Origin of the sequence: Nocardioides sp., from assembly GCF_004803405.1 — a bacterium.
GTDB lineage: Bacteria > Actinomycetota > Actinomycetes > Propionibacteriales > Nocardioidaceae > Nocardioides > Nocardioides vastitatis.
Genome location: NZ_SSXI01000197.1, coordinates 1 through 25876, shown reverse-complemented (window position 1 = coordinate 25876; position 25876 = coordinate 1). Strand labels below are relative to the sequence as shown.

The window sequence follows — 25876 nt, the reverse complement described above, 5'->3', positions numbered from 1 at the left end:
CCGATCAACTGGGAGTGCCCGTGGCCACCGTCCCCACCTCCGCAGGCGTCGTCGTCATCGGCGCCGGCATCGTCGGCAACAGCCTGGTGCACCACCTGGCGCGCCTGGGCTGGCGCGACATCGTGCAGATCGACAAGGGGGCGCTGCCCAACCCGGGCGGCTCGACCGGCCACGCGTCGAACTTCATCTTCCCCGTCGACCACTCCCGCGAGATCACGGACCTGACCCTCGACTCGGTCCGGCAGTACCAGGAGATGGACGTCTTCACCCAGTCCGGCGGCTTCGAGCTCGCCCGCACCGAGGAGCGGATGGAGGAGCTCCGCCGGCGGATGTCCAGCGCCAAGGCGTGGGGGATCGAGGCCGAGCTCGTCTCCCCGGAGTTCGTGAAGGAGAAGGTGCCCTTCATCGAGACCGACCAGTTCATCGGCGCGTTCTGGACCCCCAGCGTCGGCGTCGTCGACTCGCTGCGGGCCGGCACCATCATGCGCGAGAGCGCACTGGCGACGGGCCAGCTGACGGTCGTACCCAACGTCGAGGTCGTGGGGATGGACGTTGAGGGAGGTCGGATCCGCCGGGTTCGGACCGATGGCGGCGACATCGAGGCCGAGGTCGTGGTGATCGCCGCCGGCGTGTGGAGCCCCAAGCTCGGCGACATGGCCGGCGTCAGCATCCCGCTGACGCCCGCGGTGCACCAGATGATCAGCGTCGGCCCCTGCCCCCAGCTCGCCGAGCAGGAGGGCGAGATCTCGTTCCCGATCGTGCGCGACATGGACACGTTCTGCTACGAGCGCCAGCACGGCGCCGACATGGAGGTCGGCTCCTACGCCCACCGCGCGATCCTGCACGAGCCCGAGGACATCCCCTCGATCGAGCAGGCCAAGCTGTCGCCGACCGAGCTCCCGTTCACCTCCGACGACTTCGACCCGCAGCTCGAGCAGGCCTACGAGCTGATGCCCGAGCTGCTCGGCGCCGAGGGCGCCGAGATGCGCTACGCGATCAACGGCCTGCTGTCCCTGACCTGTGACGGGGCGCCGATCCTGGGGGAGAGCCACGTCAAGGGCCTCTGGACCGCCTCGGCGGTGTGGATCAAGGAGGGCCCCGGCGTCGGTCGGGCGGTCGCGGAGTGGATGACCCACGGCTACTCCGAGATCGACATCCAGCACAGCGACATCGCCCGCTTCCACCCCCACCAGATGCGCCGCGAGCACACCCGGCTGCGCACCACCGAGTCGTTCATCAAGACCTACGGGATCATCCACCCCGCCGAGCAGTACGAGTCCGACCGGAACCAGCGGCTGGCGCCCATGCACGAGTCGCAGAAGAAGCTCGGTGCGTTCTTCTTCGAGACCGGCGGCTGGGAGCGTCCCCACTGGTACGAGTCGAACGCCAGCCTCCTCGAGGAGTACGGCGACCGGGTGATGCCGCGTGAGCACGAGTGGGACGCGCGCTGGTGGAGCCCGATCATCAACGCCGAGCACCTGCGGATGCGCGAGGCGGCCGGCGTGGTGGACCTGACGGCCTTCGCGGTCTTCGACATCGAGGGACCCGGCGCCCTGGACACGGTGCAGCGGACCTGTGTCGCGCAGTGCGACGTGAAGGTCGGCAAGGTCATCTACACCCCGGTGCTCAACGCCGCGGGCGGCTTCGTCTCCGACCTGACCGTGATGCGCCTGGGTGAGGACCACTTCCGGGTGGTCACCGGGGCCGCGCACGGCATGGCCGACCGGAAGACGTTCAGCGACCAGCTTCCCGGCGACGGGACGACGCTGACCGACGTCACCGACGAGGTGTCGACGATCGGCCTCTGGGGACCACGGGCCCGCGACATCCTCTCCTCGCTCACGTCCGACGACGTCTCGGACGAGGGGTTCGGGTTCCTCAGCTGCCGTGAGATCCCTCTGGGCGACGTGACCGTGCTGGCCTCCCGGATCTCCTACGTCGGCGAGCTGGGCTGGGAGCTCTACGTGCCGATGCGCGACGCGGCCAAGGTCTGGGACGCCCTGCTCGAGGCCGGTGAGCGGCATGGCGCGGTTCCGGTGGGCATCGGCGTCTACGGCACGACGGGTCGCGTCGAGAAGGGCTACCGCGCCTTCGGGTTCGAGCTCGACGCCGAGCGGACCATCGTCGAGGCCGGGATGCAGCGACCGAAGGTGAAGGCCGCCGACTTCGTCGGCAAGGAGGCGTACCTGGCCCAGCGCGAGCAGGCACCGGCCACCGTGCTGTGCACGATGACGGTCGACGACCACACGTCGGCGTCGGGCAGGAAGCGGTACATGCTCGGCGGGGAGCCGATCCTGACCCGGGACGGCGGCACGCTGACGGACGGACACGGCCGGCACCCGTACGTCACGACCGCCGGCTCTGCGCCGTCGCTCGGCAAGCACCTGCTGATGGCCTACCTGCCGCCTGAGCAGGCGGTGCTCGGCAACGAGCTGGCCGTGTCGTACATGGAGGAGCTCTATCCGGTGACCGTCGCCTCGGTGGACGCCACACCCCTGCTCGACCCGCAGAACGAGCGCATCCGATGAGCCTCGACGTCCTCGTCTGCGTGAAGCGGGTGGTCGACTCCTCCGGCGAGGTCGTGCTCTCCGACGACGAGCAGGCCGTCGACGGGCGGTACGCCGGCTTCACGGTCAGCAACCACGAGGAGTGCGCGATCGAGCTGGCGGTGCAGACCGCCGCGGCCGTGGGCGGCGCGGCCTCGGTGGTCACCCTCGGCGACCCCGCGGCCGTGGAGCAGCTCCGTTCGGCGCTCGCGGTGGGCTGCACGGCCGCGACCCACGTCGAGGCCGATCCCACGGTCTTCGGTCCGGCCGACGTGGCGCGCGAGATCGCCGCCGTCGTCCGTGACCACGAGGCGGCGGGCCGACCGCACGATCTGGTGCTCCTCGGCAACGACGCGGCCGACAGCGGCGACTTCCAGGTCGGCATCCGGCTGGCCTACGAGCTCGGCCGGCCGGTGATCAACGGTGCCGCCACGATCGCCGTCGAGGACGGCGCCGTGGTGGCGGGGGTCAGCGGGCCCGACGGGCACGAGACGTACCGCGTCCCGCTGCCGGCCGTGGTGACCGTGCTGGAGGGCGGCGTCGAGCCGCGGTATCCGACAGTGCCGGGCCGGATGAAGGCCAAGAAGGTGGAGATCGAACGCCGGACGCCGGTGAGCGAGCCGAGCGGTCCGAAGCGGCGCCGGCTGAAGCTGCCGCCTCCGCAGCCCAGCGAGGTCCAGATCCTCGGCGAGGGCCCCGAGGCCGCGCCGGCCGTGGTCGACCTCTTCGAGCGACTGGGAGTGGTGTCGCGATGATCCTGGTACTGGTGGAGACCGACGCCACGGGCGCGATCGAGGTCTCGCGGGAGACGATCACGTTCGCTCGCGACCTCTCGGCTGCGGGCGGCGGGGTACCTGTCGACGCGGTGGTCGTCGGCGAGCTCCCGGGTACGGCCGAGGAGCTCGCGCAGCAGCTGGCGTCGTACGGCGTGCGCGACGTGCACCACGCCACGGGGGAGGCGTTCAGCGCCTACGGCGGCGCGTCCTGGGCGAGCGCGGTGCAGGCGGTGCGCGACTCGACCGGTGCGGTCGTGGTGACGGCGGCCGGCACCCCGCGAGGCATGGAGGTGCTCGCCCACCTCACGGCGCGCATCGGCGTCGCGATGGCGGCCAACGTCGTCTCCTTCGAGGGACTCGCCCCGTTCACGGTGACTCGGCAGGTCGTGAGCGGCTCGGTGCTCGAGGAGATGGTGCTCGACGAGCGGCCGGCCGTCTTCACCGTCGCCGGACACGCCGTCGAGGCTGTGCCGGCGCAGACGCCGGGCGCCGGGCGGCTCGTCCCGTCCAGCCCGGAGGTGGCGGAGGCGGACCTGATCGCGAGGGTGGTCTCGTCCGAGCCGCCGCAGGCCGACCTGTCCGGCGGGCTCAAGACCGCCCGCGTGGTGGTGGGTGCCGGTCGGGGCGCGGGCAGCGCCGAGGGGTTCGGCGACCTGCTCGAGCTCAGGGACCTGCTGGACGCCTCGCTCGGAGTCTCCCGGGTGGTGACCAGCCTCGGCTGGCGACCGCACCACGAGCAGGTCGGTCAGACGGGCAGCCGGATCTCGCCCGACCTCTACGTCGCCTGCGGCATCTCCGGCGCGATCCAGCACTGGGCCGGTTGCTCGAGCGCCAAGACGATCCTGGCGATCAACACCGACGCGGAGGCGCCGATGGTGGCCAAGGCGCACTACGCCGTGATCGGCGACCTGCACGAGATCGTGCCCGCGATCAACGAGGAGCTGCGCAAGCGCAAGGGCTGACGCGGGCGTGCTGCCGCACCGGTCAGGGCTGGTGCTGGATCGGGCGGCGCACCGCTTGCGCCCGGGCGTGCTGCCGCCGGCGTCGCCGTCTCAGGGTCGCCGGCAGCGTCAGCACCAGGGCGATCGCGATCCCGATCAGCGCGCCGACCGAGTTGGCGACCAGGTCGCGGTCGTCCGGCACCCGGCCGGGGATCTGCCGCTGCATCGTCTCGATGATCGCCGTCATTGCGAAGGAGCCGATCGCAGCCACCCACCACCCGCCCGCGCCGAACAGGAGCAGCAGGAACACCCCGATCGGCACGAACAGGGCGATGTTGGCGAGGAACTCCAGTCGCGTGTAGTCGATCGACTCGGCGTATCCGCGCCGGTGCAGCGCGTCGAGCGCGCGAAGGATGAGGTCCTGGTGGTCCGCGTCGATCGGTTGCGGCGTCAGGGTCAGCCAGCCGACGAACAGAAGGTAGGCGCCGGAGGCCAGGCTGAGGAGGGGGTGACGGTGGAGCACTCCGCAAGTGTGCCGGGCCGCCGGTACACCGGGTCGTCAGCACCGGGTCGACAGCACCGGGCCATCGCCTCGCGGAGAACGTCACGGCTCGGCGGGCAGGCGCTACTAGTGTGCCGACATGGAACCTGTCGACCAGCACTTCGTCAGTGCTGTCGAGGTCCTGCGCGCATCCGGATCACCCACGTCCTCGGCCGCTGACGAGGGGACGGTTCCTCGCCTGACGGCAATGTTCGACGCGCAGGCGACGAGCCGGCATCTCGACTTCGCCGCTCGTACTCTCCAGAGGTCGGGGGAGTGCTTCTACACCATCGGATCGGCGGGACATGAGTCCAACGCTGCGCTGGGCCTGCTCTCCCGAGTCTCCGATCCGGCGCTCCTGCACTACAGATCGGGCGGGTTCTACGCCGCGCGGGCTGCCCTGTCAGGAGCGGTGGACCCGGTGCGGGAGACGCTGCGCAGCCTGACCAGCTCGTCGCAGGACCCGATCTCCGGTGGCCGGCACAAGGTCATCGGTCACCGGGAGCTGAGCATCATTCCGCAGACCTCGACGATCGCCTCGCATCTGCCACGAGCCGTGGGCCTGGCGTACGCGCTCGGCAAGGCGTCGTTGCTGGAGCGTTCCACCCCCTGGCCGCACGACGCGGTCGTGATCTGCAGCTTCGGCGACGCCTCGGTGAACCACTCGACCGCGACCGGGGCACTCAACGCCGCCGCGTACCTGACGCATCGACACAAGGCCTGTCCGATCCTGCTCGTCTGCGAGGACAACGGGATCGGGATCAGCACCCGCTCTCCCCGTGGCTGGGTCGCCTCCACGCTGCGTCACCAGCCGGGCGTTCCGTACTTCTCCGCCGCAGGCCATGACCCGGTCGCTCTGCTCACCGCGACGGAGGAAGCGCTCGCGACCGTGCGTGGACGCCGGAGCCCGGCGATCCTGCACCTGGACATGGTCCGCTTCATGGCACACGCCGGATCCGACGTGGAGAGTGCCTATCGCTCCCCGCGTGCCATCGAGGCGGACTACGACGACGACCCGCTGCTCGCCACCGCGCGGGCGCTGGTCGAGAACGGGGCGTGGACCGGGGACCACGTCCTGGCGCGCTACGAGGAGATCCGCCAGCACGTCGGCGAGGTCGCGCGCAGCGTGTGTGCCGAACCGCGACTCTCCCGTCGCGACGAGGTCGTCGCTCCGCTGACCTACGGCGCCGCGAGGCGCGCCGCGCACCCGAGCCGGACGCCGAGCCGGACGCCGAGGCGGTCCGAGGCCCCGACGGGGAAGCTCGTCACGCTCGCCCAGGCGATCAACGCCACCCTGGCCCAGGAGCTGGAGGCCGACCCGGGTGTCCTGGTCTTCGGCGAGGACGTCGCCGTCAAAGGCGGCGTGTACGGCGTGACCCGGGGGCTGCACCGTCGCTTCGGCTCGGTCCGGGTGTTCGACACCCTGTTGGACGAGCAGACGATCCTCGGTACGGCGCTCGGCGCCGGTCTCGCAGGGTTCCTCCCCATTCCCGAGATCCAGTACCTCGCCTACCTGCACAACGCCGAGGACCAGCTGCGCGGCGAGGCCGCTTCGCTGCGGTTCTTCTCCAACGGGCAGTACCGCAACGGAATGGTCGTCAGGATCCCCGGCCTGGCCTACCAGAAGGGCTTCGGCGGGCACTTCCACAACGACAACTCCGTGGCGGTCCTCCGCGACATACCCGGCCTGGTGCTCGCGGTTCCGAGCCACCCCGCCGTCGCCCCCGGGCTGTTGCGCGGCTGTCTCGACCTCGCGCGCGACGACGGTCGGGTGTGCGTCTACCTCGAGCCCATCGCCAGATATCACACCAAGGACCTGATCGGCGAGGACCGGGCCTGGCTGGCGGAGTTCGACGAGTCGACCTCCCGCAGGCTCGGCGACCTCACAACGTACGGCAGCGGCGCGGACCTCCTCCTGGTGACGTTCGGGAACGGTGTCTTCATGAGTCGGCGGGCGGCGCTCACGCTGACCCGCGAGGGCATCGACTGCACCGTCCTCGACCTCACCTGGCTGACTCCGCTTCCCACCGCAGCCCTGGTCGAGGCCGCCCATGCCGCGGCCGCGGTCCTCATCGTCGACGAGACCCGCGCGGCAGGTGGCGTCGCCGAGGCCGTCATCACCGCCCTCGTCGAGGCAGGCATCCGGGTGCCGATGGCCCGTGTCGCGAGCGCCGACAGCTTCGTCCCGCTCGGTCCCGCCGCGGCTGCGGTGCTGGTGCAGGAGGACGAGGTGGTCGCGGTCGGACGCCGCCTCGCGCGGACCCACGGCTGACGGACCCCGCCGCCCTCGAGCCGCTTCACACCGGAGGCCCCTCCGATGGCTGCGGCTAGCTCATCGCCAGGTGTACCGCGAGGACGAGACCCGCGGTAGCGACCAGCCACCGCAGCGGCCTCTCCGGCGCCACCCGGACGATCGCCGGGCCCAGGTAGCCGCCCACCAGCGCGCCGAGGCCGACGGCGACCGCGGCGCTCCAGTCGACCGGTGCGAAGACGATGTAGGCGATCGCGGCCGCGGCATTGGCACTGCCGGTGGCGACGTTCTTCACGGCGTTCGTCACCGCCAGCGGCTCCACCCGCTCGAGTGCGAGCGCGGCCAGCGCGATGATTCCGACGCCGGCGCCGAAATAGCCGCCGTAGACGCCCAGCACGAGGACCGCCGCACCCCACCCGAGCGCTCGGCCGACCGGGCGCGGCGCACGCTGGACCTCTCTACTGCGAGTGGCCGCCCACGTCCGCAGCCGGTCGCGCATGATGAGCAGGACCGAACCGGCACCGATCAGCCAGGGCACGACCGCCGCGAAGACCTCGTGAGGAGTCGCCAGCAGCAACGCGGCGCCGGCCGCTCCACCGGCGGCGGAGACCAACACCAGCACGCGGATGCGGTCGCCCTGACCGCGCAGCTCGCGCTGGGAGCCCGCGACGGTGCCGCCGGTGACGCCGAAGAGCGCCACCGTGTTGGTGACGTTGGCCGCGACCGGGGGCAGTCCTGCGGCCAGGAGTGCCGGGAAGCTGACGAGAGAGGCGAGGCCGGCCACCGAGCCGGTCAGACCGGCCCCGACCCCCGCGAGCAGCAGCCAGACGATCTCGGCACTCACCGCGTCGATGCTGTCATCGCCGCGCCGGACGCCGGACGCCGCCCTAGCGCACGAGGCACGGACGCTTGGGGTCGAAGGTCCAGTCCTGGACCAGGTACTGCATCGCGACCGAGTCGTCCCGCGCGCCCAGGCTCTGCTCGCGGTAGAGATCGTGGGCCTCGGCGAGGCGGTCGCGGTCGAGGGTGACTCCGAGGCCGGGCGTCGTGGGGACCTCGATCGCACCGTCGCGGATCTCGAGCGGCGCAGTCGTCAGGCCCTGGCCGTCCTGCCAGATCCAGTGGGTGTCGAGTGCGGTGATCTCGCCGGGCGCGGCAGCGCCGACGTGGGTGAACATCGCGAGCGAGACGTCGAAGTGGTTGTTCGAGTGGGAGCCCCAGGTCAGCCCGAACTCGTGGCACAGCTGTGCCACTCGCACGGATCCGGCCATGGTCCAGAAGTGCGGGTCGGCGAGCGGGATGTCGACGGCGTTCGTGCGCACGGCGTGGGCCATCTGCCGCCAGTCGGTGGCGATCATGTTGGTGGCGGTCCGCAGCCCGGTGGCGCGTTTGAACTCAGCCATCACCTCCCGGCCGGAGTAGCCGCCTTCCGCGCCGCACGGGTCCTCGGCATAGGCGAGCACGTCGCCGAGCTCGCGGCACAGCTCGATCGCGTCGGCCAGGGTCCAGGCGCCGTTGGGATCGAGGGTGATCCGCGCGTCCGGGAAACGCTCATGCAGTGCGGTGACCGCCTTGACCTCCTCGGCGCCGGCGAGCACCCCACCCTTGAGCTTGAAGTCGTTGAACCCGTAGCGGCGGTGAGCCGCCTCGGCGAGACCGACGATCGCCTCGGGGGACAGGGCGGCCTCGCGCCGCATCCGCTCCCAGCTGTCCGCTCCCTGGGGCTCGCGGAGGTAGGGCAGGTCGGTGCGGTCGACCTCGCCGACATAGAAGAGGTAGCCGAGCATCGGCACCTGCGCACGCTGCTGTCCGTCGCCGAGCAGCTCGGCGACCGGCACCCCCTGTGCCTGGCCGGCCAGGTCGAGGAGCGCCGACTCGAGCGCGGTCACAGCGTGGACCGTGGTGCGCAGGTCGAAGGTCTGCACCCCGCGACCGCCGGCGTCGCGTCCGGCGAACCGGGAGGCCACCTCGCGCAGCAGCGAGCGGTAGCGCAGGACCGGCTGGTCCAGGAGCAGTTCGGTGGCGTCTTCGATGGTCGCGCGGATGGCCTCACCGCCGGGTACCTCGCCAAGCCCTTCCCGACCCTCGGAGTCGGTCACGATCGCGATGTTGCGTGTGAAGAACGGTCCGTGCGCGCCGCTGAGGTTGAGCAGCATCGAGTCGTGACCGGCGACCGGGACGACCTCGATCCGCGCGATGGTCGCCGTCACTTCTCGAGCTCACCGTCGACGCGGCGGACGAGCCCCCACGGGTTGTCGTCGCGGACGGCTGCCGGCAGCAGAGCAGCAGGTACGTCCTGGTAGCACACGGGACGCTGGAAGCGCTCGATCGCCAGGGAGCCCACCGATGTGCTCCGACCGTCGGACGTGGCCGGGAACGGGCCGCCGTGCACCATCGCATGGCAGACCTCGACACCGGTGGGCCAGCCGTTGAACAGGATCCGGCCGGCCAGGAGCTCGAGAGCCGGCAGCAACTGAGCGGCGGCCTCGCAATCCGCCTCGGTCGCATGGACCGTAGCGGTCAGCTGACCCTCAAGACGTTCGAGAGTGCTGATCAGGGCGTCCACATCCTCGAACCGGATCGCCACACCGGAGGCACCGAACACCTCGTCGGAGACGTCCTCGAGAAGATCGGCTGGGGCCTCGAGCAGCATCGCGGCCGGCGCGTGCTCGCCCTCACCCGGCCGCCCGGAGGCGACGACGCGCACGCCGTCGGTCCCGCGGAGGCGAGCGGTGCCGTCGGCGTAGGCCGAGGCGATGCCGGCGGTGAGCATTCGACCGCCCGTGGCCTCGGCCACCGCCCGGCCCGCAGCGCGAAGGAAGGCGTCTCCGTCCTCGCCCGCCGGGAGGAAGATCAGGCCTGGGTTGGTGCAGAACTGGCCGGCGCCGAGGGTGAGGGACCCGACGTATGCCGTGGCGAGGGACTCCACGTCGGCGCCCGCTGCTCGGTCCAGTGCGCCCGGCAGCACGACGACGGGGTTGATCGACGACATCTCGGCGTACACGGGGATCGGCACGGGCCGCTCGGCAGCGGCTCGCACCAGCGCGAGCCCGCCGCCGCGGGAGCCGGTGAACCCGACGGCGGCGATGCGCGGGTCTCGGACGAGTGCCTGGCCCAGCTCGAAGCCCTCGGCCAGCAGGTGGGAGAACACGCCGGCGGGCAGGTCGGCCTTCTCGACGGCGCGGTTGACGGCGGTGGCGACCAGAGTGCCGGTGACCGGGTGGGCGGGGTGGCCCTTGACGACGACCGGACAGCCGGCAGCGAGCGCCGAGGCGGTGTCGCCGCCCGCCGTGGAGAACGCGAGCGGGAAGTTGCTGGCACCGAAGACGGCGACCGGGCCGAGCGGGACCATCCGCTGCCTGAGGTCGGGGCGGGGGAGCGGGGTGCGGTCCGGGAGCGGCGGGTCGAGCCGGACACCGAGGTGATCCCCTTGGCGCGCTACGCCGGCGAAGAGTCGCAGCTGGCCGGTGGTCCGCGCGAGCTCGCCGGTGATCCGGCCCTGGGGCAGACCGCTCTCGGCCACGGCCGCCGCGATGATCGCGTCCTCGTCGGACTCGATCTCAGCCGCGACCGCCTCGAGGAAGTCCCCGCGCTGCCGGGGCGTGGTGGCACGGTAGATCGGGAACGCCGCGGCTGCTGCCGTGGTCGCAGCCTCGACGTCGGGAGCGTCGACAGCGACGCCGGCGATGGTCGAGTGGGCCCTTGTGGTGACGAGCCTGTCAGTCATGGAGGTCCTCTCAGGAGATGCGGTCGATGAGGTCGCGCAGCTCGGCGACCTCAGGGTCTGCCAGGTCGGTGAGCGGCGGACGGACCGGACCGGCGGGCCGGCCCACAGCCGTGAGCCCGGCTTTGACGATCGACACTGCGTAACCCTGGGTCCGGTCGCGGATGTCGAGGTAGGGGATCACGAACTCGTCCAGTCGACGGTAGACCTCGACGGTGTCCTTGGCGCGGACGGCGTCGTAGAACTCCGTCGCCCACTGCGGCAGGAAGTTGAAGAGCGCCGAGGAGTAAGTGCTGACACCGAGCTGCAGGAGAGGCAGCGCGAAGGTCTCTGCGGTGGGGAGGCCGCCGATGTAGGTGAGCCGGTCACCGACCCGGGCGTAGGTGCGCGTCATCTGCTCGATGTTGCCGACCCCGTCCTTGAAGCCGACGAAGGTGCGGTTCCGGTCGGCGAGGATGGCGACGGCCTCGTCCCTGAGGATCGCGTTGGCCCGGCTGTAGACCACGACGCCCAGCCCGGTGGCCCGGCAGACCTGGCTGACGTGCTCGATGAGCCCCCGCTGGCTGGCCTCGGTGAGGTAGGGGGGCATGAGCAGCAGGCCATCCGCGCCGGCGGCCTCGGCCGCCCTGGCCTGGGCGATCGCGTTCGCCGTGCTTCCGGTGGCTGGTGCGAGGACCGGCACCGCCCCGGCGACCTCGTCGACCGCCGCGCGCACGACCTGGTCGGTCTCCTCGGAGGTGAGGCTGAACCCTTCGCCGGTGCCGCCCGCGGCGAACAGTCCGGCGACGGGGTACTCCGACAGCCACGCGAGATGCTTGCGATATCCCGCCTCGTCGATGCGGAGGTCGGCGGTGAAGTGCGTGACCGGGAAGGACAGCAGGCCGCTCTTGAGCTGCGCGGCAAGGTCGGTGGGGGTGTAGTCGGTCACGCTGCGTCCTTCGTTCGTGGGGCTCCGGGGTCTCCGGTGCCCGTCACGCTAGGAGCGGGCCTGATGCTTGTCCAAGCCCGTTTTTGTATCCGGTGATGCCGCGACTGCATCGAGGCGCCCGCGATGTGTCTACTCCGCCACCTGTGTGACGATGTCCAGCACCCGGCGCACGACCGGACTGACTGCCTCGCGCGACCAGATGGCGTGCAGCTCGACCGGGCGTTCCGGGTCGACGTCGAAGCGGCTGTCCCCGCCGGCGTGGTCGAGCCGCTTGAAGACGACGCCCTCGACGCCGAGCGACGCGGCCGAGGCCGGTGCCAGCGCGAGACCCCGCTCGGCAGCCACGAGCAGCATCGCTGTCAGGACCTGGTGCACCCTCTGCTCGACGCGCGGATGGGCGTTGGCGAGGAAGCGCACAGTCAGCTCGTGGAAGTAGCGTGACTGCTGCGGGTGGTACCCGATCACCGCCTGCCCGGCGAAGTCGGCCGGAGTGAGCGGGGCGTCCGCCGACGCCAGCGGATGGCTCGCGGGCACGACCGCCATCAGCGGCTCCCTGAGGATCACCGTCGATGCGAGCAGCGAAGTGTCGAACGGTGGTCGGGCCAGGCCCACGTCGAGCTCACCGCGCCGGATGCCGTCGACCTGAGCGAGGGTGACGCGCTCCGAGAGCAGCACCTCCACGTCGGGGAGCGCCGCGGTGAGGCGCCGCAGCAGCGGCCCGAGGATCGAGATCGCGGAGACGGCGGTGAAGCCCAGTCGGACCACTCCCGCGGAGCCGGCGTCGACGCGGCGGGCGAGGTCGCCGGCGCCCTCCACGAGGTTGAGCAGTCGGTAGGCCTCGCCGAGGAAGGCTGCGCCCGCACCGGTGAGTGCGACCCGCCGGTTGTCCCGCTCGAGGAGCTGGGCTCCGATCGCCTTCTCGAGCTTCTGGATCTGCCGCGACAGCGGGGGCTGGGTCATCTGCAGCCGCTCCGCGGCGCGGCCGAAGTGCAGTTCCTCCGCCACGGCCACGAAGGACCGCACTTGGTCGAGAGTGATCACGATACCGACCGTATATCACTCAATGCTCAGATGGGCTTGGACGTGCATCGTCGGCCTCCCTAGTGTCGGTGGTCACACAGCGCCGACCCGTGACGGCGCGACGACAAGGAGTGACGATGCGAGTTTCCAAGCGCAAGCACCTCGGCACTGGCGCAGTGGCGGTCGCCAGCGCGCTGGCCCTCACCGCCTGCGGCGGTGTGGAGACCTCCACCGGCGCCGGGGACGGTCAAGGCGAGTACCCGTCGGGCACTGTGGAGATGTACGTCGGTGCCTCGGCAGGCGGCTCCAGTGATCTCATCAGCCGGGCGATCTCGAAGGGTCTCAGCGACGACCTGGGCGCCTCCTTCCCGGTGATCAACCGCGAGGGCGCCAACGGCGCGCTGGCCGCTGCAGAGGTCGCCTCGGCGAAGGCCGACGGCTCGGTCATCTCGGTCCAGAACGCCTCCCTCTTCGTCATCACGCCGCTCGCGGTGGCGGCGGACCAGGTCACCAGCATCGACGACTTCGACGTCGTCGGCGGTGTCTCCCGCGACGACTACGTCCTGGTCACGAACTCCGACAACGACTGGTCCTCGATCGCCGACCTGAAGGGTGCCGGGAAGAAGATCACCTACGGCACCACCGGGGTGGGCACGGGCGCGCAGCTCTCGTGTGCGCTCACCTACGAGGTCGGTGAGATCGACGCCGAGGCGGTGCCCTTCGACGGCGGTGCCCCCGCGCTGACGGCGCTGCTCGGCAACCAGGTCGACACCGCCTGCCTCCAGGTCGGCGAGGCCATCGAGAACATCGAGTCCGGCAAGCTCACGGCCCTGTCGGTCTTCAGCCCCGAGCGCATCGACTACCTTCCCGAGGTGCCCACCGCAGCGGAGCAGGGCCTCGACGTCGAGGTCTACCAGTACCGCTTCATGACGGTCCCGAAGGGCACACCGGAGGACGTGCAGGAGACCATCCTCGAGGGGATGAAGGCGACGTTCGAGACCGAGGAGTACCAGAAGTTCAACGCGCAGAACAGCCTCACTCCGATGGAGCTCTCCGGGGACGAGATGCTGGCCCAGCTGGAAGAGGACAAGCAGCGCTACGCCGACCTGGTGGAGGAGTACGGTATCGAGCTCGGCTCGGCCAGCTGACCCACTGCACCTGCACTGAAGGACAGACGATGAGCGACGAGCGCACCCCACCGCCCCCGGGCACCGACATCCTCGAGGAGCTCGAGGCGGAGGTGGCCGAGATCCTGGCCGAGGAGCGTCCCCCTGCGGGCGGGCCGGCCTACCAGGTGGTCGGTGCGCTCGTCGCCGTCGCAGTCGGCGTCGGCGGCGTGGTGCTCTCGCTCGGATACGGCCTGGGCTCGCTTCGCAGCCCGGGGCCGGGCCTGTGGCCCTTCGTCGTCTCGGTGGTCATCACCGGCATGGCGCTGGCGGCCCTCGTCGTAGGCAGGCACCTTGACGACACCGAGGCGTTCACCCGGGCCAGCGTGCTGCCGGTCGTCGGGATCCTCACCTTCGTGGTGCTCGGCCTCCTCATGCCGGTCATCGGCTTCGAGATTCCCTCCCTGCTGCTATGCGTCATCTGGCTGCGCTTCCTCGGCGGCGAGACCTGGCGCAGCACCGCGGTGGTGTCGGTCGCCACCGTCGCGGCGTTCTACTTCCTGTTCCTCTACGGCCTGCGCATTCCGCTGCCGCACCTGTTCTGATCGGGAGTAGACAACCGTGGACGTCAACGCCTTCCTCGACGGCTTCTCGCTCGTCACCCAGCCGCAGAACCTTCTCTACTGCCTGATCGGTGTCCTGGTCGGGATGCTGATCGGGGTCCTGCCCGGGCTCGGCCCGGCCGCCACGATCGCGATCCTGCTGCCGATCACGTACTCCATCGACCCGGTGTCGGCCATCATCATGCTGGCCGGCATCTACTACGGTGCCCAGTACGGCGGCACGATCACCTCGGTGCTGCTGCGGCTCCCGGGTGAGGCGTCCTCGGTGGTCACCGTCTTCGACGGCTTCGCCCTGGCCAAGCAGGGCAAGGCCGGCACAGCGCTGGGCATCGCGGCGATCGGCTCGTTCGTCGGCGCCACCGTCTCGATCATCGGGCTCACCCTGCTCGCCCCGGTCGTCGCCGGCTTCGCCCTGGACTTCGGACCGCCGGAGTACGCAGCCCTCGCGCTGCTCGGCGTGCTCCTGGTCGCGACGATCGGCAGCGGCCACATGCTCAAGGCGCTGGTCGCCGCGGCCATCGGGCTGCTGTTGGCCACGGTGGGCCGCGACAGCTTCACCGGCGCCGAGCGGTTCACCTTCGGCAACCTGCAGCTCACCGACGGCATCGACTTCGTCGTCGTGGCGATGGGCCTCTTCGGCGTCGGCGAGATCCTCTACAACCTCGAGCAGCGGCACGGCAAGCCGCATGTGCCCGCCGAGGTCGGCAACGTGTGGCCGTCCCGTGCCGACATCAGGCAGTCCTCCGGAGCGATCGGCCGAGGATCGGTGATCGGCTTCGTGCTCGGGGTGCTTCCGGGCGGGGGCGCCGTGATGTCATCGCTCGCCGCGTATGCCACCGAGAAGCGGATCTCCAAGAATCCCGAACGATTCGGCCGTGGGGCGATCGAGGGCGTGGCCGCGCCCGAGACGGCCAACAACGCGGCCGCCACCTCCTCCTTCATCCCACTGCTGACCATCGGCATCCCTGCCAACGCCTCGATGGCGATGCTCTTCGGCGCCCTGTTGATCCTCGGGATCAACCCTGGGCCGCAGCTGGTCGAGGAGCGCCCGGACGTCTTCTGGGGCGTCATCAACTCGATGTACATCGGCAACCTGATCCTGTTGATCCTGAGCATCCCCCTGGTCGGGCTGTTCGTCCGGATCCTGCGGGTGAGGCCGGCGATCCTGGCCCCGATCACCGCGCTGATCACGATCCTGGGCGTCTACACGATCAACAACTCCACGTTCGACATCTTCGTGATGATCGTGTTCGGGGTGATCGGGTACCTCATGAAGAAGACAGGCTTCGAGCCCGGCCCGCTGGTGCTCGCCTTCGTCCTCGGGTCGATCGTCGAGGCGAGCACGCGCCGGTCGCTGATCATCTTCGACGGCGACCCGACCGGGTTCTTCACCCGCCCGATCTCCGGCACGATCCTGGTCCTCTTCATTCTGGTCGCCCTCACGCCCCTGGCCAGGAAGCTGCTGCGGCGCCCTGCCCACGGCTCCGCCCCCACCCACGACCGCCACGACGCCGACGCCACCGTCTGAGCACAGGAGCACCCCGATGACCATCCTGATCGGCTACGTCCCCACCCCCGCCGGCGAGGCCGCGCTCACGGCCGGTCTGGCCGAGGCCGGGCGGTCCGGCGACGAGGTGGTGATCCTCAACAGTCCGCGGCGCGGCAGCACCGTGGACCCCAGCCTCGTCGGTGACACCGACGCGCTGCTCGCCCGCGCCCGCGATGCGGGGGTGGCCGCCACGATCGACCAGACCGACCACGGCCCCGACGTCGTCGACACCTTCGAGGCGCTGGTCGAGCGCAGCGGCGCCCGACTGGTCGTGCTCGGGCTGCGCCGGCGCTCGCCGGTCGGCAAGCTCGTCATGGGCAGCGACGCCCAACGGCTGCTGCTCGAGCTCAGTGTGCCGATCCTGGCCGTCAAGCCCGGCCCGTGACCCGCTCCCGCATCTCGCGGGTCGAGGTCACGCCCGTGGCCTTTCGCGACCCGCCGCTGCTCAACGTCGTGGGCGTCCACCAGCCGTGGGCGTTGAGGGCGATCGTCGAGATCCACACCGACTCCGGCCTCACCGGGCTCGCCGAGACGTACGCCGACGAGACGCATCTCGCCCGCTTGGCAGCCGTGGCGGCAGCCGTGGGCGGCCACGACCCGTACGACCTGCACGGTCTGCGCCGGCTCGTCACCGACGTGCTCGGGCGAGAGACGGGAGGGGCCGGCGCGAGCTTCGGCGGGATGCTCGACGTCACCTCCGCCGTCGACACGGTGTTCTCCCCGTTCGAGGTGGCCTGTCTGGACCTGCAGGGGCGCGAGAGCGGTCGTCCTGTGGTCGACCTGCTCGGCGGCATGGTGCGTGACCGAGTGCCGTTCAGCGGCTACCTCTTCTACAAATGGGCCGGTCACCCCGGCGAGGAGTTCGACGAGTGGGGCGAGGCGCTCACGCCCGACCAGGTGGTCGCCCAAGCCCGGCGGATGGTCGACGGCTGGGGCTTCGGCTCGCTCAAGCTCAAGGGCGGCGTACTGCCCCCGGAGGACGAGTGTGCGGCGATCGAGGCGCTCCGCGCCGAGTTCCCCGATCTGCCGCTGCGGCTCGATCCCAACGGCGCCTGGAGTCCGGAGACCTCGCTGAAGGTCGCCGAGCGACTGGCCGGCGTCGTCGAGTACCTCGAGGACCCGACCCCCGGAATCGAGGGCATGGCACGGGTCTCGGCAGGCACCGAACTGACGCTCGCGACGAACATGTGCGTCATCGCGTTCGAGCACCTGCCACCGGCGGTCGCCGCGAACGCGGTGCAGGTGGTGCTCTCCGACCACCACCTCTGGGGCGGCCTGCGGCGTACCGCGCTGCTCGCCGGCATCACGGAGACCTTCGGCATGGGGCTGTCGATGCACAGCAACTCCCACCTCGGCGTCTCGCTCGCCGCGATGGTGCACCTGGCCGCCGCGACCCCCAACCTGACGTACGCCTGCGACACCCACTACCCGTGGAAGACGCAGGACCTGGTACGTCCAGGCTCGCTCGACTTCGTCGACGGCTCGGTCGCCGTCCCGACGGGAGTCGGGCTGGGCGTGGAGCTCGACCGGGACGCGCTCGCGCTGATGCACGAGCAGTACCTGACCTGCGGCGTACGACGTCGCGAGGACACCGTCTACATGCAGTCGATCGACCGGTCCTTCACGCCCAACACCGGCCGCTGGTAGTCCGACCGGTTCAGCCCAGTCGCCGACGGGTGTTGCCCAGGTGCACCCGCATCGCCGCGCGCGCGGTGTCGGAGTCGCCCGCCAGGACTGCGGCCGCGACGTTGTCGTGCTCGCGCTGCACCCGCTCGACATGCGCGGCGTCGGTCATCGAGAACTCCGCGCCGAGCTGCGTGCGCTGCAGCATGATCATCATCGGACCGAGCGACTCCAGCAGGTCGACGTAGAAGCGGTTGTGTGTGGCGCGGGCGATCGCGACGTGGAAGGCGAAGTCGGCTTCGACCGCCCCTTCCCGGCCGGCGTCGGTGAAGGCCGTCATCGCCGCGGTGATCGCCGTCTGGTCGGCGTCGGTGCGGTGCCGCGCCGCCAGCGCGGCGGACTCGCACTCGATACCCAGCCGGAAGTCGACCACCGCGAGGACGTCGTGGTGGCTGCGGATCGCCGACGACTCGACCCTGAACGACGATGGCTCCGGCACGGCCAGCACGAACGAGCCGCGGCCCTGGAAGGTCTCCACGAGGCCCTCCGCCCGCAGGCGGGTGACCGCCTCCCTCACGACGGTGCGCGAGACGCCGTACTCCTCGATCAGCTCGTTCTCCGAGGGCAGGCGGGTGCCGGGCGCCAGCTCGCCGGCGAGGATCCGGTCCTTGAGGCCGGCCACCACGCGGTGCGCCAGGGTCGTCGTCATGGGCGCATCATGCCCGGTGGATCAGGACCGACCGAAGGTGGCGGTCTCCACGGTGAGGGCCCGCATCCGCTCGCTGAGCGTGAACCCGAGGCCCGGGCGGTCCGGCACCCACATCCGACCGTCGTGGATGTCGATGCGCTCCTCGAACAGCGGGTTGAGCCACTCGAAGTGCTCCACCCACGGCTCGCTCGGGTAGGCCGCGGCGAGGTGGAGGTGGATCTCCATCGCATAGTGCGGCGCCAGGGCGAGGCCGGCGTGCGAGGCCAGGGTGGCGAACCGCAGGAACGGCGTGATGCCGCCGATCCGCGGAGCGTCGGGCTGGACGATGCCGCGGTAGCCGGCGTCGACCAGCGCCATGTGCTCGGGCACCGAGGTGAGCATCTCGCCGGTGGCGATGGGGGTGTCGAAGGTGCGGGAGAGGTCGGCGTGACCGACGGCGTCCCAGGCGTCGAGCGGCTCCTCGATCCAGACCAGGTCGTACTGCTCGAGCTCACGGCACATCCGGCGGGCCCGGTCGCGGTCCCACTGCTGGTTGGCGTCGACCATCAACGGGTTGTCGCCCAGGTGCTCGCGCACGGCAGCCACGCGCTCCAGGTCGGTGCGCCAGTCGGGCTGCCCGACCTTGATCTTGATCCCGCCGATGCCCGACTCGAGCGACGCGGTGGCCTTCTCCTTGATCTCGGCGACCGAGGCCTGGAGGAAACCGCCGGAGGTGTTGTAGACCCGGCAGGAGTCGCGGTAGGCGCCCAGCAGCTTGGCCAGCGGCAGGCCAGCACGCCGCGCCTTGAGGTCCCACAGGGCCACGTCGAGGGCGGCGACCGCCTGGGTGGCGACCCCGGAGCGGCCCACGGAGGCGCCGGCCCACATCAGCGACTGGTAGATCCGGTCGATGTCGGCGGGGTCCTGCCCGAGGGCGACCTCGGCGACCTCCTTCAGATGCGCGTACTGGGCCTTGCCTCCGGCGCGCTTGGAGTAGGAGAAGCCCATGCCGCGGTGTCCCTGCTCGGTCTCCACCTCGACGAAGAGCAGGACGGTCTCAGTCAGCGGCTTCTGCCGGCCGGTGAGGACCTTCGCGTCGCTGACCGGGTTCTCCAGGGGGAGGACGACGTGGGACAGCGTGAGGGTGCGGATCGCATCGGCGGCCATGGGGCGTTCCTTATCGGTCGAGGCACTTGTATGATGAGTGCTGAACTTATCGGATGAGCGAGGGAAAGGCCAGACGTGTCCCGGACTGCACCCTCGGAACGGTCCGTGGCGACCGCCACGACCGCGGCGGTCGCCGCGCCCGCGTCGACCCCGGGGCCACGCTGGTCGGCACCAGCGCCAAGGCCCCGACGCCGGCTGCCGCGCTGGCGTGATGTGTCGCCGTTCCTCTCCCCGCGGGAGATACCGGCGTCTCCCACCGCCCGCCGCCTCGCCCGCTGCCTGAGCATCGACGACCTCGAGCGGTCGGCCCGCCGGCGCGTTCCGGCCGCGGTGTGGGAGTACGTCGCCGGCGGGTCGGAGTCGGAGCTGTCCCTGCACCGCAACCGCGAGGCGTTCGAGGGGGTCGAGCTCCGTCCCACCGCTTTCGGACAGGTCGCCGCCCCCTCGACGGAGACCACCATCCTCGGCCGGCCGGCCGCGGCGCCGATCGTGCTCGCGCCGACCGGCTACACCCGGCTGAGCCACCACACAGGCGAGGCGGCCGCCGCAGCGGCGGCCGCGGCCGCCGGACTTCCCTACACCCTCTCGACCTATGCGACGACCTCGATCGGCGACACCGCGCGGGCGGGGGCCGGCGGACGCAACTGGTTCCAGCTCTACTTGATGAAGGACCGTGCGGTGTCGCTGGAGCACCTACGCGAGGCCCGGGCAAGCGGGTACGAAACCGCGATGCTCACCATCGACACCACCGTGACGGGACTCAAGCGCAAGGACGTCGCCAACGGGTTCGCGATCCCGCCGCGGCTCACCGCCCGCACGTTCGCCGGCCTGGCCCGCCACCCCGGCTGGCTGGCGAACATCCTCTCCACCGAGCCGCTCCGCTTCGCGACCTTCCCCGAGGGTTCGCCGTACGGTCGATGGGGCGTCTCGAACACCGTGCGGGAGCAGTCACTTCGACCGGCGGACATCGCCTGGCTCAAGGAGGAGTGGCAGGGGCCGGTGGTGGTCAAGGGCGTGCTCTCCGTGGCCGACGCCGTCGCCGCGGTCGACGCCGGCGCGGACGCGGTGGTGCTGTCCAACCACGGCGGCCGCCAGCTCGACCGCGCACCGGTCCCGCTCGAGCTCCTGCCGGACGTCGTCCGCGCCGTGGGCGACCGGGCGGAGGTCTACGTCGACTCCGGCGTGCGCAGCGGCGGCGACGTGCTGGCCGCAGTCGCGCTCGGGGCGCGAGCCGTGCTGATCGGCCGTCCCTACCTCTACGGGTTGATGGTCGGCGGCCAGCGGGGCGTCGACGCCGCGCTGCACATCCTGGTCTCCGAGCTGGTCCGGGCGATGAGTCTGCTGGGGGCCGCAGACGTCAGCGAGATCACCGGTGAGCACGTGCGGCTGCGTCCGTGACCAACCGCCGCGACGGCCGCGATGGCCGCAATGGTTCAGTCCACCGGTGTCAGGAGCACGCCGTGCGACAGGAAGCGCTCGACGTTGTCGAGCACGAGATCGGCCATCGCCCTCCGGGTCTCGACCGTCCCGCTGGCGACGTGGGGGAGGAGGACGACGTCATCGCGGCCGGTCAGGGCCTCGGGCACCCGCGGCTCGTGGGCGTAGACATCGAGCCCGGCACCGGCGATCCGACCGTCCTCGAGCGCCGCGACCAGGGCGTCCTCGTCGACGACAGAGCCCCGGGCGACGTTGACCAGGAACCCGTCCGGGCCGAGTGCTGTCAGCACCGGGGCGTCGACCAGCCCCTGGGTGCCGGGCCCACCGGGGGTGACCACGATCAGCACGTCGCAGCTCGCGGCGAGCTCGATCGGAGAGGTGGCGTAGGCGTACTGCACGTCGTCGCGCCGGTTGCGCGAGTGATAGCTGATGACGGTGTCGAACCCTTCGAGCCGACGGGCTATCGCCAGTCCGATCCGGCCCAGGCCGAGAATGCCCACGCGGGCGCCGGTGACCCGCCGGGTCAACGGGAAGCGACTGCCGCCGGCCCATTCGCCCCGTCGGACGAAGCGGTCGGCAGCGCTCAGGCCTCGCATGACGTCGATGACGAGTCCGACCGCGACGTCGGCTACGCAGTCGTCGAGCACATCCGGGGTGTTGGCGATCGGGATGCCGCGTCGGCGCGCCTCGTCGACGTCGTTGGCGTCATAACCGACGCCGAAGTTGACGATCGCCCTCAGGTCGGGGAGCCGGTCCATCACCTCGGCCGTGACGCCGTTGCCGAAGCCCACCACGGCCACCTCGACACCGGGCACCACGCCGTCCAGCTCGGCCAGCGACGGCGCGGCATAGCGGTCGACCAGGTCGCGCTCGAGCTCGGGCATCATCGCGCTGGCGCGGACCACTCGTGGGCCGCCGGGGAGGCTGGTCATGGCCGCCATCCTCGCCACCGAGACCCTGACCGTCCACGTCCGGTCGGGCATGGCGCGATGCGCGGGGCGACTCGGAGGGGGCAGGCGTGGAGCTGTTGAACGGCTTCCTCACCATCCTCGTCGTGATCGCCGCGGGCGCCGCGCTGGCGCACGGCCGCGTCCTCGACGTCCGCTCGCAACGCGCCCTGGCGGAGATCGCGTTCTTCGTCGCCTCCCCGGCACTCATGGTCGTCGTGATCAGCGAGGTCCGGATCAGCGGCGCAGCGGGGAATCTCGCCGCCTCGGCCGCCTCCCTCGGCATCAGCTTCGCGGTGTACGCCGCCCTGGCCAGGTGGCGCTGGCGCCTCGACACCGGCTCGGTGGTGATCGGGTCGCTGACGGCGTCGTACGTCAATGCGGGCAACCTGGGGATCGCGATCGCGGCGTACGTCGTCGGCGACATCACCGTGGTGGTGCCGACCCTCCTGGTGCAGATGCTCGTCGTGCAGCCGCTGGCGCTGGTGGTCCTCGACCGGCACACGGGCAGGGGAGCGGGAGCCCGCAATGTGCTGCGCAGACTGGTGACCAACCCACTGACGATCGCGGCGATGCTCGGCGTGCTGCTCGCGGTCACCGGCTGGCCGCTCCCGTCCCTCGTCCAGTCGCCGCTGCGGCTGCTCGCCGACGCAGCCATCCCGCTGATGCTGCTGTCGTACGGAGCGGCGCTGCGGCTCAGCCCGCCCGTCGGCCGGACCGGCCACAACCGCGAGATGCTCACCGCGACCGTGCTGAAGCTCGCGCTCATGCCGACGGTCGCCTGGCTGGTCGGCACGGCGCTGGGCCTTCAGGGCACGGTCCTGCTCGGCGTGGTGATGACCGCGGCGCTGCCGACCGCACAGAACATCTTCCTGCACGCCGTCCGCTACCGCACGGGCGAGGACGTCGCCCGCGAGACGATCCTGGTGACCACCCTGTGCAGCCTGCCGGTTGCGCTGGTGGTCGCCCTCCTGCTCGGCTGACGATCCCGGAGGACCCATGCCACCGATCTCCCCGCTACTGCTCGAGGACCTGGCCGCTGTCGTAGGACCGATGGGCATGCTCACCGCACCTGGCGACCTCCCCGCGTACACCGCCGACTGGCGGGGGGCGCACCGCGGTCGAGCGGCCGCAGTGGTGCGGCCCGCCTCGACGGCCGAGGTCGCAGAGGTCGTACGGCGCTGCCACCTGGCCGGAGTCGCCGTCGTCCCGCAAGGTGGCAACACGGGTCTGTGCGGCGGCGCGACGCCGGACGAGACCGGCGACCAGGTCGTGCTGCAGCTCGGCCGGCTGCGTCGGATCCGAGACGTCGACCCGGTGGAGGACACCATCACAGTCGAGGCCGGGGCGGTGCTGCGCGACGTCCAGGCCTCGGCCGCGGCTGTCGGCCGGCTCTTCCCGCTCAGCCTGGGCAGCGAGGGCAGCTGCACTATCGGCGGCAATCTCGCGACCAACGCGGGCGGCACCGCGGTGCTGCGGTACGGCATGGTGCGCGACCTGGCCCTCGGACTGGAGGTGGTGCTGCCCGACGGCCGGATCTGGGACGGTCTGCGCCCGCTGCGCAAGGACAACGCCGGCTACGACCTCAAGCAGCTGTTCATCGGCGCCGAGGGCACGCTGGGCGTGATCACCGCGGCGGTGCTGCGCCTGGTACCGGCGACCCCGCGCCGGGTCACCGCGTGGGTGGCGCTCCCGGACGTGGACGCCGCGGTCGCGGTCCTGGGCGTGCTCCGCGAGCACGGTGGCAGCAATGTCACGGCTTGGGAGCTGATGTCGCACGAAGCGCTGTCGATGGTCCTCGCGACCGCGTCGCAGGCACGCAACCCGCTCGCCGCGCCTCATCCCTGGTACGGACTCGTCGAGCTCGCCGGACCGGACGGCGCGGTCGGCCTGACCGCGGAGCTCGAGGCAGCGCTGAGCGAGGCCTTCGCGCGCGACCTTCTCCTCGATGCGGTGGTCGCGGGCAGTCCGGCACAACGCGCCGCGCTGTGGTCACTGCGCGAGGGCATCTCCGAGGCCCAGAACCTCCATGGCCCCAGTCTCAAACACGACGTCACCGTCCCGATCCGACGGCTTCCCGCGTTCGTCGCCGCCACGGCCAGCGCGCTGGACGACGCGCTTCCGGGAGTCCGGCTCGTCACCTACGGGCACGTCGGCGACGGCAACCTCCACTTCAACCTCAGCCTCCCGCCCGGACTGGACCCCGCGGCGTTCCTCGGTCACAGCGGCCGGCTGTCGAAGGTCGTGTACGACGCGGTGGCCGCGGCGGGCGGCAGCATCAGTGCGGAGCATGGGATCGGCACCGCCAAGCGGGCCATCGCCGCGACGTACCTCGATCCGGTCGAGCTCGAGTTGATGCGCGCGGTCAAGCGGGCCCTGGACCCACGCGGGCTGATGAACCCTGGGAAGGTGGTGCTGCCGGGCTGAGCTGTCTCAACCGATCTCCTGGCCGCGTCCGGCGCGGCCCATCAGGACGGCGCCCTCTCGCCACACCAGGTGGCTGCCCGTCCAGAGCAGCATCACCGCGATGGCGCAGACGCACGGGAAGAACACGATGTAGTCCAAAGCGGTCCCGAGTGGCGGCGCGCCCGGCATCACGCTGCGCAGCGTGGGGAAGGAGAGCATCGTGGCCGAGAGCCAGATCACGTTCGAGAACTCCAGGACCCGGCGGATGAGCGCGCTGCCGATCGTGACCACGGCGATCCCCGTGGTCAGCAGGATGACCACGACGTAGAAGAGGACGAGGGTGACGGTGAGACCGTCGCGGTGGCCATCGAGCTGGACGGGGTACACGACCTGGTTGCCGTCCGCGCTGGCCTCGCCGCGGGTGGCCGTCAATACCCACGGGTGGGCGGAGTCCTCGAGGTCGAGCGCGAAGGGCACGGCCTCGCCCGTGCGCTCGTCCTGAACGCTGATGTTGAAGTCCACGAAGGGCCGGTCGAACGGGAACGCGGTGTCCCCACGATCGACCGCGAGGTCCACCGACGTGGGGTCGATGATCGACTTGGCCGGGAAGGTCACCACGGAGGTGGTGGGGCCGCCACTGGCGATCTCGATCAGCAGGCTCCGAGTCATCTCCCCGGGCCTGCGTCCGACCAGCGTCCCATGGGGTGCGGGGAGCACGGTCGCCCGGACGACGCGGGTGCTGAGGTTGACGTCCTCGAGCTTCATCTGGAGCGTCACGTAGTCCGGCGCGGCCGGGCGTCCCTGGTTCTCGACCGGCACGGTCGTCGAGGCGTTGAGAGCGCCCGTCGCCATCAGCATCGCGTAGTAGCCGCCCAGCAGGACGATGGTCACCAGGAGGATCATGGGTGCCGGGTTGCGACGGCGGTCGGCGTGGACGTCCTCGGCGGTCGAGTCGGACCGTTCGGCCGTGGCAGCCGGGGCGGGGGAGGTATTCGACACGATCAGTCTCCTGGTGCGTGAAGTCGGCGCTCGGTCACGCGCGCCGCCAGTGCGAACATGAGTAGGGCAAGCAGGATCAAGAGCTGGGACGCCAGCGACTCGCTGTCAGCGTCGGGCACGTCAGTGGGCCCGTTCTTATCGACCTGCAGGGTGGAGGTCACCTCGTTGGCAGCTCCCGACGACGACGTCAGGAGCAGCCGCTGCACGGCGGTCGCCGGAGAGGTCAGCCTGTCGGGGACGAGGATGATCCGGACCTGGGCCCTGATGCCCGGGTCGAGCGTCGCCGAGCACGAGAAGCTCAGTCTCTTGATCAGGCACCCGCCGCCGGGGTCAGTCCGGACGTTGCGGTAGATCATTCCCGGAGAGACCGAACCCTTCAGGGTGACCCTGACCGGGCGGTCGAGACGGTTCGGTCCGATCGATCCGGTGACCGATGCGGCTTCCCCTGTGGCCAGGGGCGCAGCAGGGCGACGTACGTCGAGACGCAGCAGTCCGCGGCTCGGTGCCGGACGTGCCGGCCCCACTCCGGATCCGCGTGGCTTCGCCGGTGCAGCGGGCGACCTGCGCGGCGTCGGCGGCCGGTTCGGGGCAGCCGGGGAGGAGG

The 25876-nt window shown here is 71.0% G+C and carries 24 protein-coding genes; 13 read left to right on the top strand and 11 right to left on the bottom strand.

Features of this window, described 5'->3' with window-relative positions; genetic code table 11:
* Positions 1-20 precede the first annotated feature (20 nt).
* Genes E7Z54_RS13765 through E7Z54_RS13755 form a run of 3 tightly spaced genes read left to right on the top strand, consistent with a single transcriptional unit; the run spans position 21 to position 4284 of the window.
* On the top strand, positions 21-2528 hold the full coding sequence (locus E7Z54_RS13765) for a GcvT family protein (protein ID WP_136434609.1): 2508 nt from the start codon (positions 21-23) through the stop codon (positions 2526-2528).
* A complete protein-coding gene (locus E7Z54_RS13760) occupies positions 2525-3301 on the top strand; it encodes an electron transfer flavoprotein subunit beta/FixA family protein (RefSeq protein WP_136434607.1) in 777 nt (258 codons plus the stop codon). The genes E7Z54_RS13765 and E7Z54_RS13760 overlap by 4 nt, the downstream gene beginning before the upstream one ends.
* Positions 3298-4284, top strand: a complete 987-nt coding sequence (locus tag E7Z54_RS13755; RefSeq protein WP_136434605.1) for an electron transfer flavoprotein subunit alpha/FixB family protein — start codon at positions 3298-3300, stop codon at positions 4282-4284. Before E7Z54_RS13760 ends, E7Z54_RS13755 begins: the two co-directional genes overlap by 4 nt.
* Before the next feature lie 22 nt (positions 4285-4306).
* On the opposite strand, the gene E7Z54_RS13750 is transcribed toward E7Z54_RS13755, so the two are convergent.
* Positions 4307-4786 carry a VanZ family protein gene (locus tag E7Z54_RS13750; RefSeq protein ID WP_136434603.1) on the bottom strand — a complete coding sequence of 160 codons (480 nt, stop codon included), beginning with the start codon at positions 4784-4786 and terminating at the stop codon, positions 4307-4309.
* A gap of 118 nt (positions 4787-4904) precedes the next feature.
* Here E7Z54_RS13750 and E7Z54_RS13745 point away from each other — a divergent pair, with 118 nt between their 5' ends.
* On the top strand, positions 4905-7076 hold the full coding sequence (locus E7Z54_RS13745) for a thiamine pyrophosphate-dependent enzyme (protein WP_136434601.1): 2172 nt from the start codon (positions 4905-4907) through the stop codon (positions 7074-7076).
* A gap of 55 nt (positions 7077-7131) precedes the next feature.
* Here the strand turns inward: E7Z54_RS13745 and E7Z54_RS13740 are convergent, their stop codons facing one another.
* The 5 genes from E7Z54_RS13740 to E7Z54_RS13720 form a co-directional block, all read right to left on the bottom strand.
* Positions 7132-7899 carry a sulfite exporter TauE/SafE family protein gene (locus tag E7Z54_RS13740; RefSeq protein WP_136434599.1) on the bottom strand — a complete coding sequence of 256 codons (768 nt, stop codon included), beginning with the start codon at positions 7897-7899 and terminating at the stop codon, positions 7132-7134.
* A gap of 43 nt (positions 7900-7942) precedes the next feature.
* Positions 7943-9265: an enolase C-terminal domain-like protein gene (locus E7Z54_RS13735; RefSeq protein WP_240769678.1), complete on the bottom strand. Its 1323-nt coding sequence runs from the start codon at positions 9263-9265 to the stop codon at positions 7943-7945.
* Positions 9262-10782, bottom strand: coding sequence for an aldehyde dehydrogenase (NADP(+)) (locus E7Z54_RS13730; protein WP_136434597.1), 1521 nt, complete (start codon positions 10780-10782; stop codon positions 9262-9264). The genes E7Z54_RS13735 and E7Z54_RS13730 overlap by 4 nt, the downstream gene beginning before the upstream one ends.
* A 10-nt stretch (positions 10783-10792) precedes the next feature.
* A complete protein-coding gene (gene kdgD / locus E7Z54_RS13725; RefSeq protein WP_136434596.1) occupies positions 10793-11707 on the bottom strand; it encodes a 5-dehydro-4-deoxyglucarate dehydratase in 915 nt (304 codons plus the stop codon).
* Between the two features lie 129 nt (positions 11708-11836).
* Positions 11837-12748, bottom strand: a complete 912-nt coding sequence (locus tag E7Z54_RS13720; RefSeq protein WP_136434594.1) for a LysR family transcriptional regulator — start codon at positions 12746-12748, stop codon at positions 11837-11839.
* Positions 12749-12864: 116 nt separating this feature from the next.
* Here E7Z54_RS13720 and E7Z54_RS13715 point away from each other — a divergent pair, with 116 nt between their 5' ends.
* Genes E7Z54_RS13715 through E7Z54_RS13695 form a run of 5 tightly spaced genes read left to right on the top strand, consistent with a single transcriptional unit; the run spans position 12865 to position 17652 of the window.
* Positions 12865-13875, top strand: a complete 1011-nt coding sequence (locus E7Z54_RS13715) for a Bug family tripartite tricarboxylate transporter substrate binding protein (protein ID WP_136434592.1) — start codon at positions 12865-12867, stop codon at positions 13873-13875.
* Between the two features lie 29 nt (positions 13876-13904).
* Positions 13905-14438 carry a tripartite tricarboxylate transporter TctB family protein gene (locus E7Z54_RS13710; RefSeq protein ID WP_136434590.1) on the top strand — a complete coding sequence of 178 codons (534 nt, stop codon included), beginning with the start codon at positions 13905-13907 and terminating at the stop codon, positions 14436-14438.
* 16 nt (positions 14439-14454) lie between these two features.
* Complete coding sequence (locus tag E7Z54_RS13705) at positions 14455-15984, top strand: tripartite tricarboxylate transporter permease (protein ID WP_136434588.1); 1530 nt, start codon at positions 14455-14457, stop codon at positions 15982-15984.
* A gap of 16 nt (positions 15985-16000) precedes the next feature.
* Positions 16001-16390, top strand: a complete 390-nt coding sequence (locus E7Z54_RS13700; protein ID WP_136434586.1) for a universal stress protein — start codon at positions 16001-16003, stop codon at positions 16388-16390.
* Positions 16387-17652, top strand: coding sequence for an enolase C-terminal domain-like protein (locus E7Z54_RS13695; protein WP_136434585.1), 1266 nt, complete (start codon positions 16387-16389; stop codon positions 17650-17652). Before E7Z54_RS13700 ends, E7Z54_RS13695 begins: the two co-directional genes overlap by 4 nt.
* Before the next feature lie 10 nt (positions 17653-17662).
* Here E7Z54_RS13695 and E7Z54_RS13690 read toward each other — a convergent pair whose 3' ends face one another.
* Together E7Z54_RS13690 and E7Z54_RS13685 are read right to left on the bottom strand one after the other, a co-directional pair.
* On the bottom strand, positions 17663-18337 hold the full coding sequence (locus E7Z54_RS13690) for a FadR/GntR family transcriptional regulator (RefSeq protein ID WP_136434583.1): 675 nt from the start codon (positions 18335-18337) through the stop codon (positions 17663-17665).
* Positions 18338-18358: 21 nt separating this feature from the next.
* On the bottom strand, positions 18359-19483 hold the full coding sequence (locus tag E7Z54_RS13685) for an L-talarate/galactarate dehydratase (RefSeq protein WP_136434581.1): 1125 nt from the start codon (positions 19481-19483) through the stop codon (positions 18359-18361).
* 53 nt (positions 19484-19536) lie between these two features.
* Between E7Z54_RS13685 and E7Z54_RS24055 the strand changes: the two genes are divergently transcribed.
* Both E7Z54_RS24055 and E7Z54_RS13680 read left to right on the top strand, forming a co-directional pair.
* Positions 19537-19695, top strand: coding sequence for a hypothetical protein (locus E7Z54_RS24055; protein ID WP_168798325.1), 159 nt, complete (start codon positions 19537-19539; stop codon positions 19693-19695).
* Position 19696: 1 nt separating this feature from the next.
* Positions 19697-20881: an alpha-hydroxy acid oxidase gene (locus E7Z54_RS13680; RefSeq protein ID WP_240769677.1), complete on the top strand. Its 1185-nt coding sequence runs from the start codon at positions 19697-19699 to the stop codon at positions 20879-20881.
* Between the two features lie 35 nt (positions 20882-20916).
* On the opposite strand, the gene E7Z54_RS13675 is transcribed toward E7Z54_RS13680, so the two are convergent.
* The gene (locus E7Z54_RS13675; RefSeq protein WP_136434579.1) at positions 20917-21852 is read right to left on the bottom strand and encodes a 2-hydroxyacid dehydrogenase; all 936 of its coding nucleotides are present in this window, start codon (positions 21850-21852) and stop codon (positions 20917-20919) included.
* A gap of 86 nt (positions 21853-21938) precedes the next feature.
* Between E7Z54_RS13675 and E7Z54_RS13670 the strand changes: the two genes are divergently transcribed.
* Positions 21939-22850, top strand: a complete 912-nt coding sequence (locus E7Z54_RS13670; RefSeq protein ID WP_136434577.1) for an AEC family transporter — start codon at positions 21939-21941, stop codon at positions 22848-22850.
* Positions 22851-22866: 16 nt separating this feature from the next.
* Complete coding sequence (locus tag E7Z54_RS13665) at positions 22867-24294, top strand: FAD-binding oxidoreductase (RefSeq protein ID WP_136434575.1); 1428 nt, start codon at positions 22867-22869, stop codon at positions 24292-24294.
* A gap of 6 nt (positions 24295-24300) precedes the next feature.
* On the opposite strand, the gene E7Z54_RS13660 is transcribed toward E7Z54_RS13665, so the two are convergent.
* Together E7Z54_RS13660 and E7Z54_RS13655 are read right to left on the bottom strand one after the other, a co-directional pair.
* Positions 24301-25272 carry a DUF4436 family protein gene (locus E7Z54_RS13660; protein ID WP_136434573.1) on the bottom strand — a complete coding sequence of 324 codons (972 nt, stop codon included), beginning with the start codon at positions 25270-25272 and terminating at the stop codon, positions 24301-24303.
* A gap of 2 nt (positions 25273-25274) precedes the next feature.
* Positions 25275-25628 carry a hypothetical protein gene (locus E7Z54_RS13655; RefSeq protein WP_136434572.1) on the bottom strand — a complete coding sequence of 118 codons (354 nt, stop codon included), beginning with the start codon at positions 25626-25628 and terminating at the stop codon, positions 25275-25277.
* Between the last annotated feature and the right edge of the window lie 248 nt (positions 25629-25876).

Excerpts from the sequence above, each read along its gene's own strand:
- E7Z54_RS24055 (WP_168798325.1), top strand. The coding sequence starts at position 19,537 with ATGAGCGAGGGAAAGGCCAGACGTGTCCCGGACTGCACCCTCGGAACG.
- E7Z54_RS13715 (WP_136434592.1), top strand. The coding sequence starts at position 12,865 with ATGCGAGTTTCCAAGCGCAAGCACCTCGGCACTGGCGCAGTGGCGGTC.
- E7Z54_RS13700 (WP_136434586.1), top strand. The coding sequence starts at position 16,001 with ATGACCATCCTGATCGGCTACGTCCCCACCCCCGCCGGCGAGGCCGCG.
- E7Z54_RS13685 (WP_136434581.1), bottom strand. The coding sequence starts at position 19,483 with ATGGCCGCCGATGCGATCCGCACCCTCACGCTGTCCCACGTCGTCCTC.
- E7Z54_RS13710 (WP_136434590.1), top strand. The coding sequence starts at position 13,905 with ATGAGCGACGAGCGCACCCCACCGCCCCCGGGCACCGACATCCTCGAG.
- E7Z54_RS13745 (WP_136434601.1), top strand. The coding sequence starts at position 4,905 with ATGGAACCTGTCGACCAGCACTTCGTCAGTGCTGTCGAGGTCCTGCGC.
- E7Z54_RS13675 (WP_136434579.1), bottom strand. The coding sequence starts at position 21,852 with ATGACCAGCCTCCCCGGCGGCCCACGAGTGGTCCGCGCCAGCGCGATG.
- E7Z54_RS13665 (WP_136434575.1), top strand. The coding sequence starts at position 22,867 with ATGCCACCGATCTCCCCGCTACTGCTCGAGGACCTGGCCGCTGTCGTA.
- E7Z54_RS13755 (WP_136434605.1), top strand. The coding sequence starts at position 3,298 with ATGATCCTGGTACTGGTGGAGACCGACGCCACGGGCGCGATCGAGGTC.
- E7Z54_RS13655 (WP_136434572.1), bottom strand. The coding sequence starts at position 25,628 with ATGATCTACCGCAACGTCCGGACTGACCCCGGCGGCGGGTGCCTGATC.
- E7Z54_RS13690 (WP_136434583.1), bottom strand. The coding sequence starts at position 18,337 with ATGACGACGACCCTGGCGCACCGCGTGGTGGCCGGCCTCAAGGACCGG.
- E7Z54_RS13760 (WP_136434607.1), top strand. The coding sequence starts at position 2,525 with ATGAGCCTCGACGTCCTCGTCTGCGTGAAGCGGGTGGTCGACTCCTCC.
- E7Z54_RS13730 (WP_136434597.1), bottom strand. The coding sequence starts at position 10,782 with ATGACTGACAGGCTCGTCACCACAAGGGCCCACTCGACCATCGCCGGC.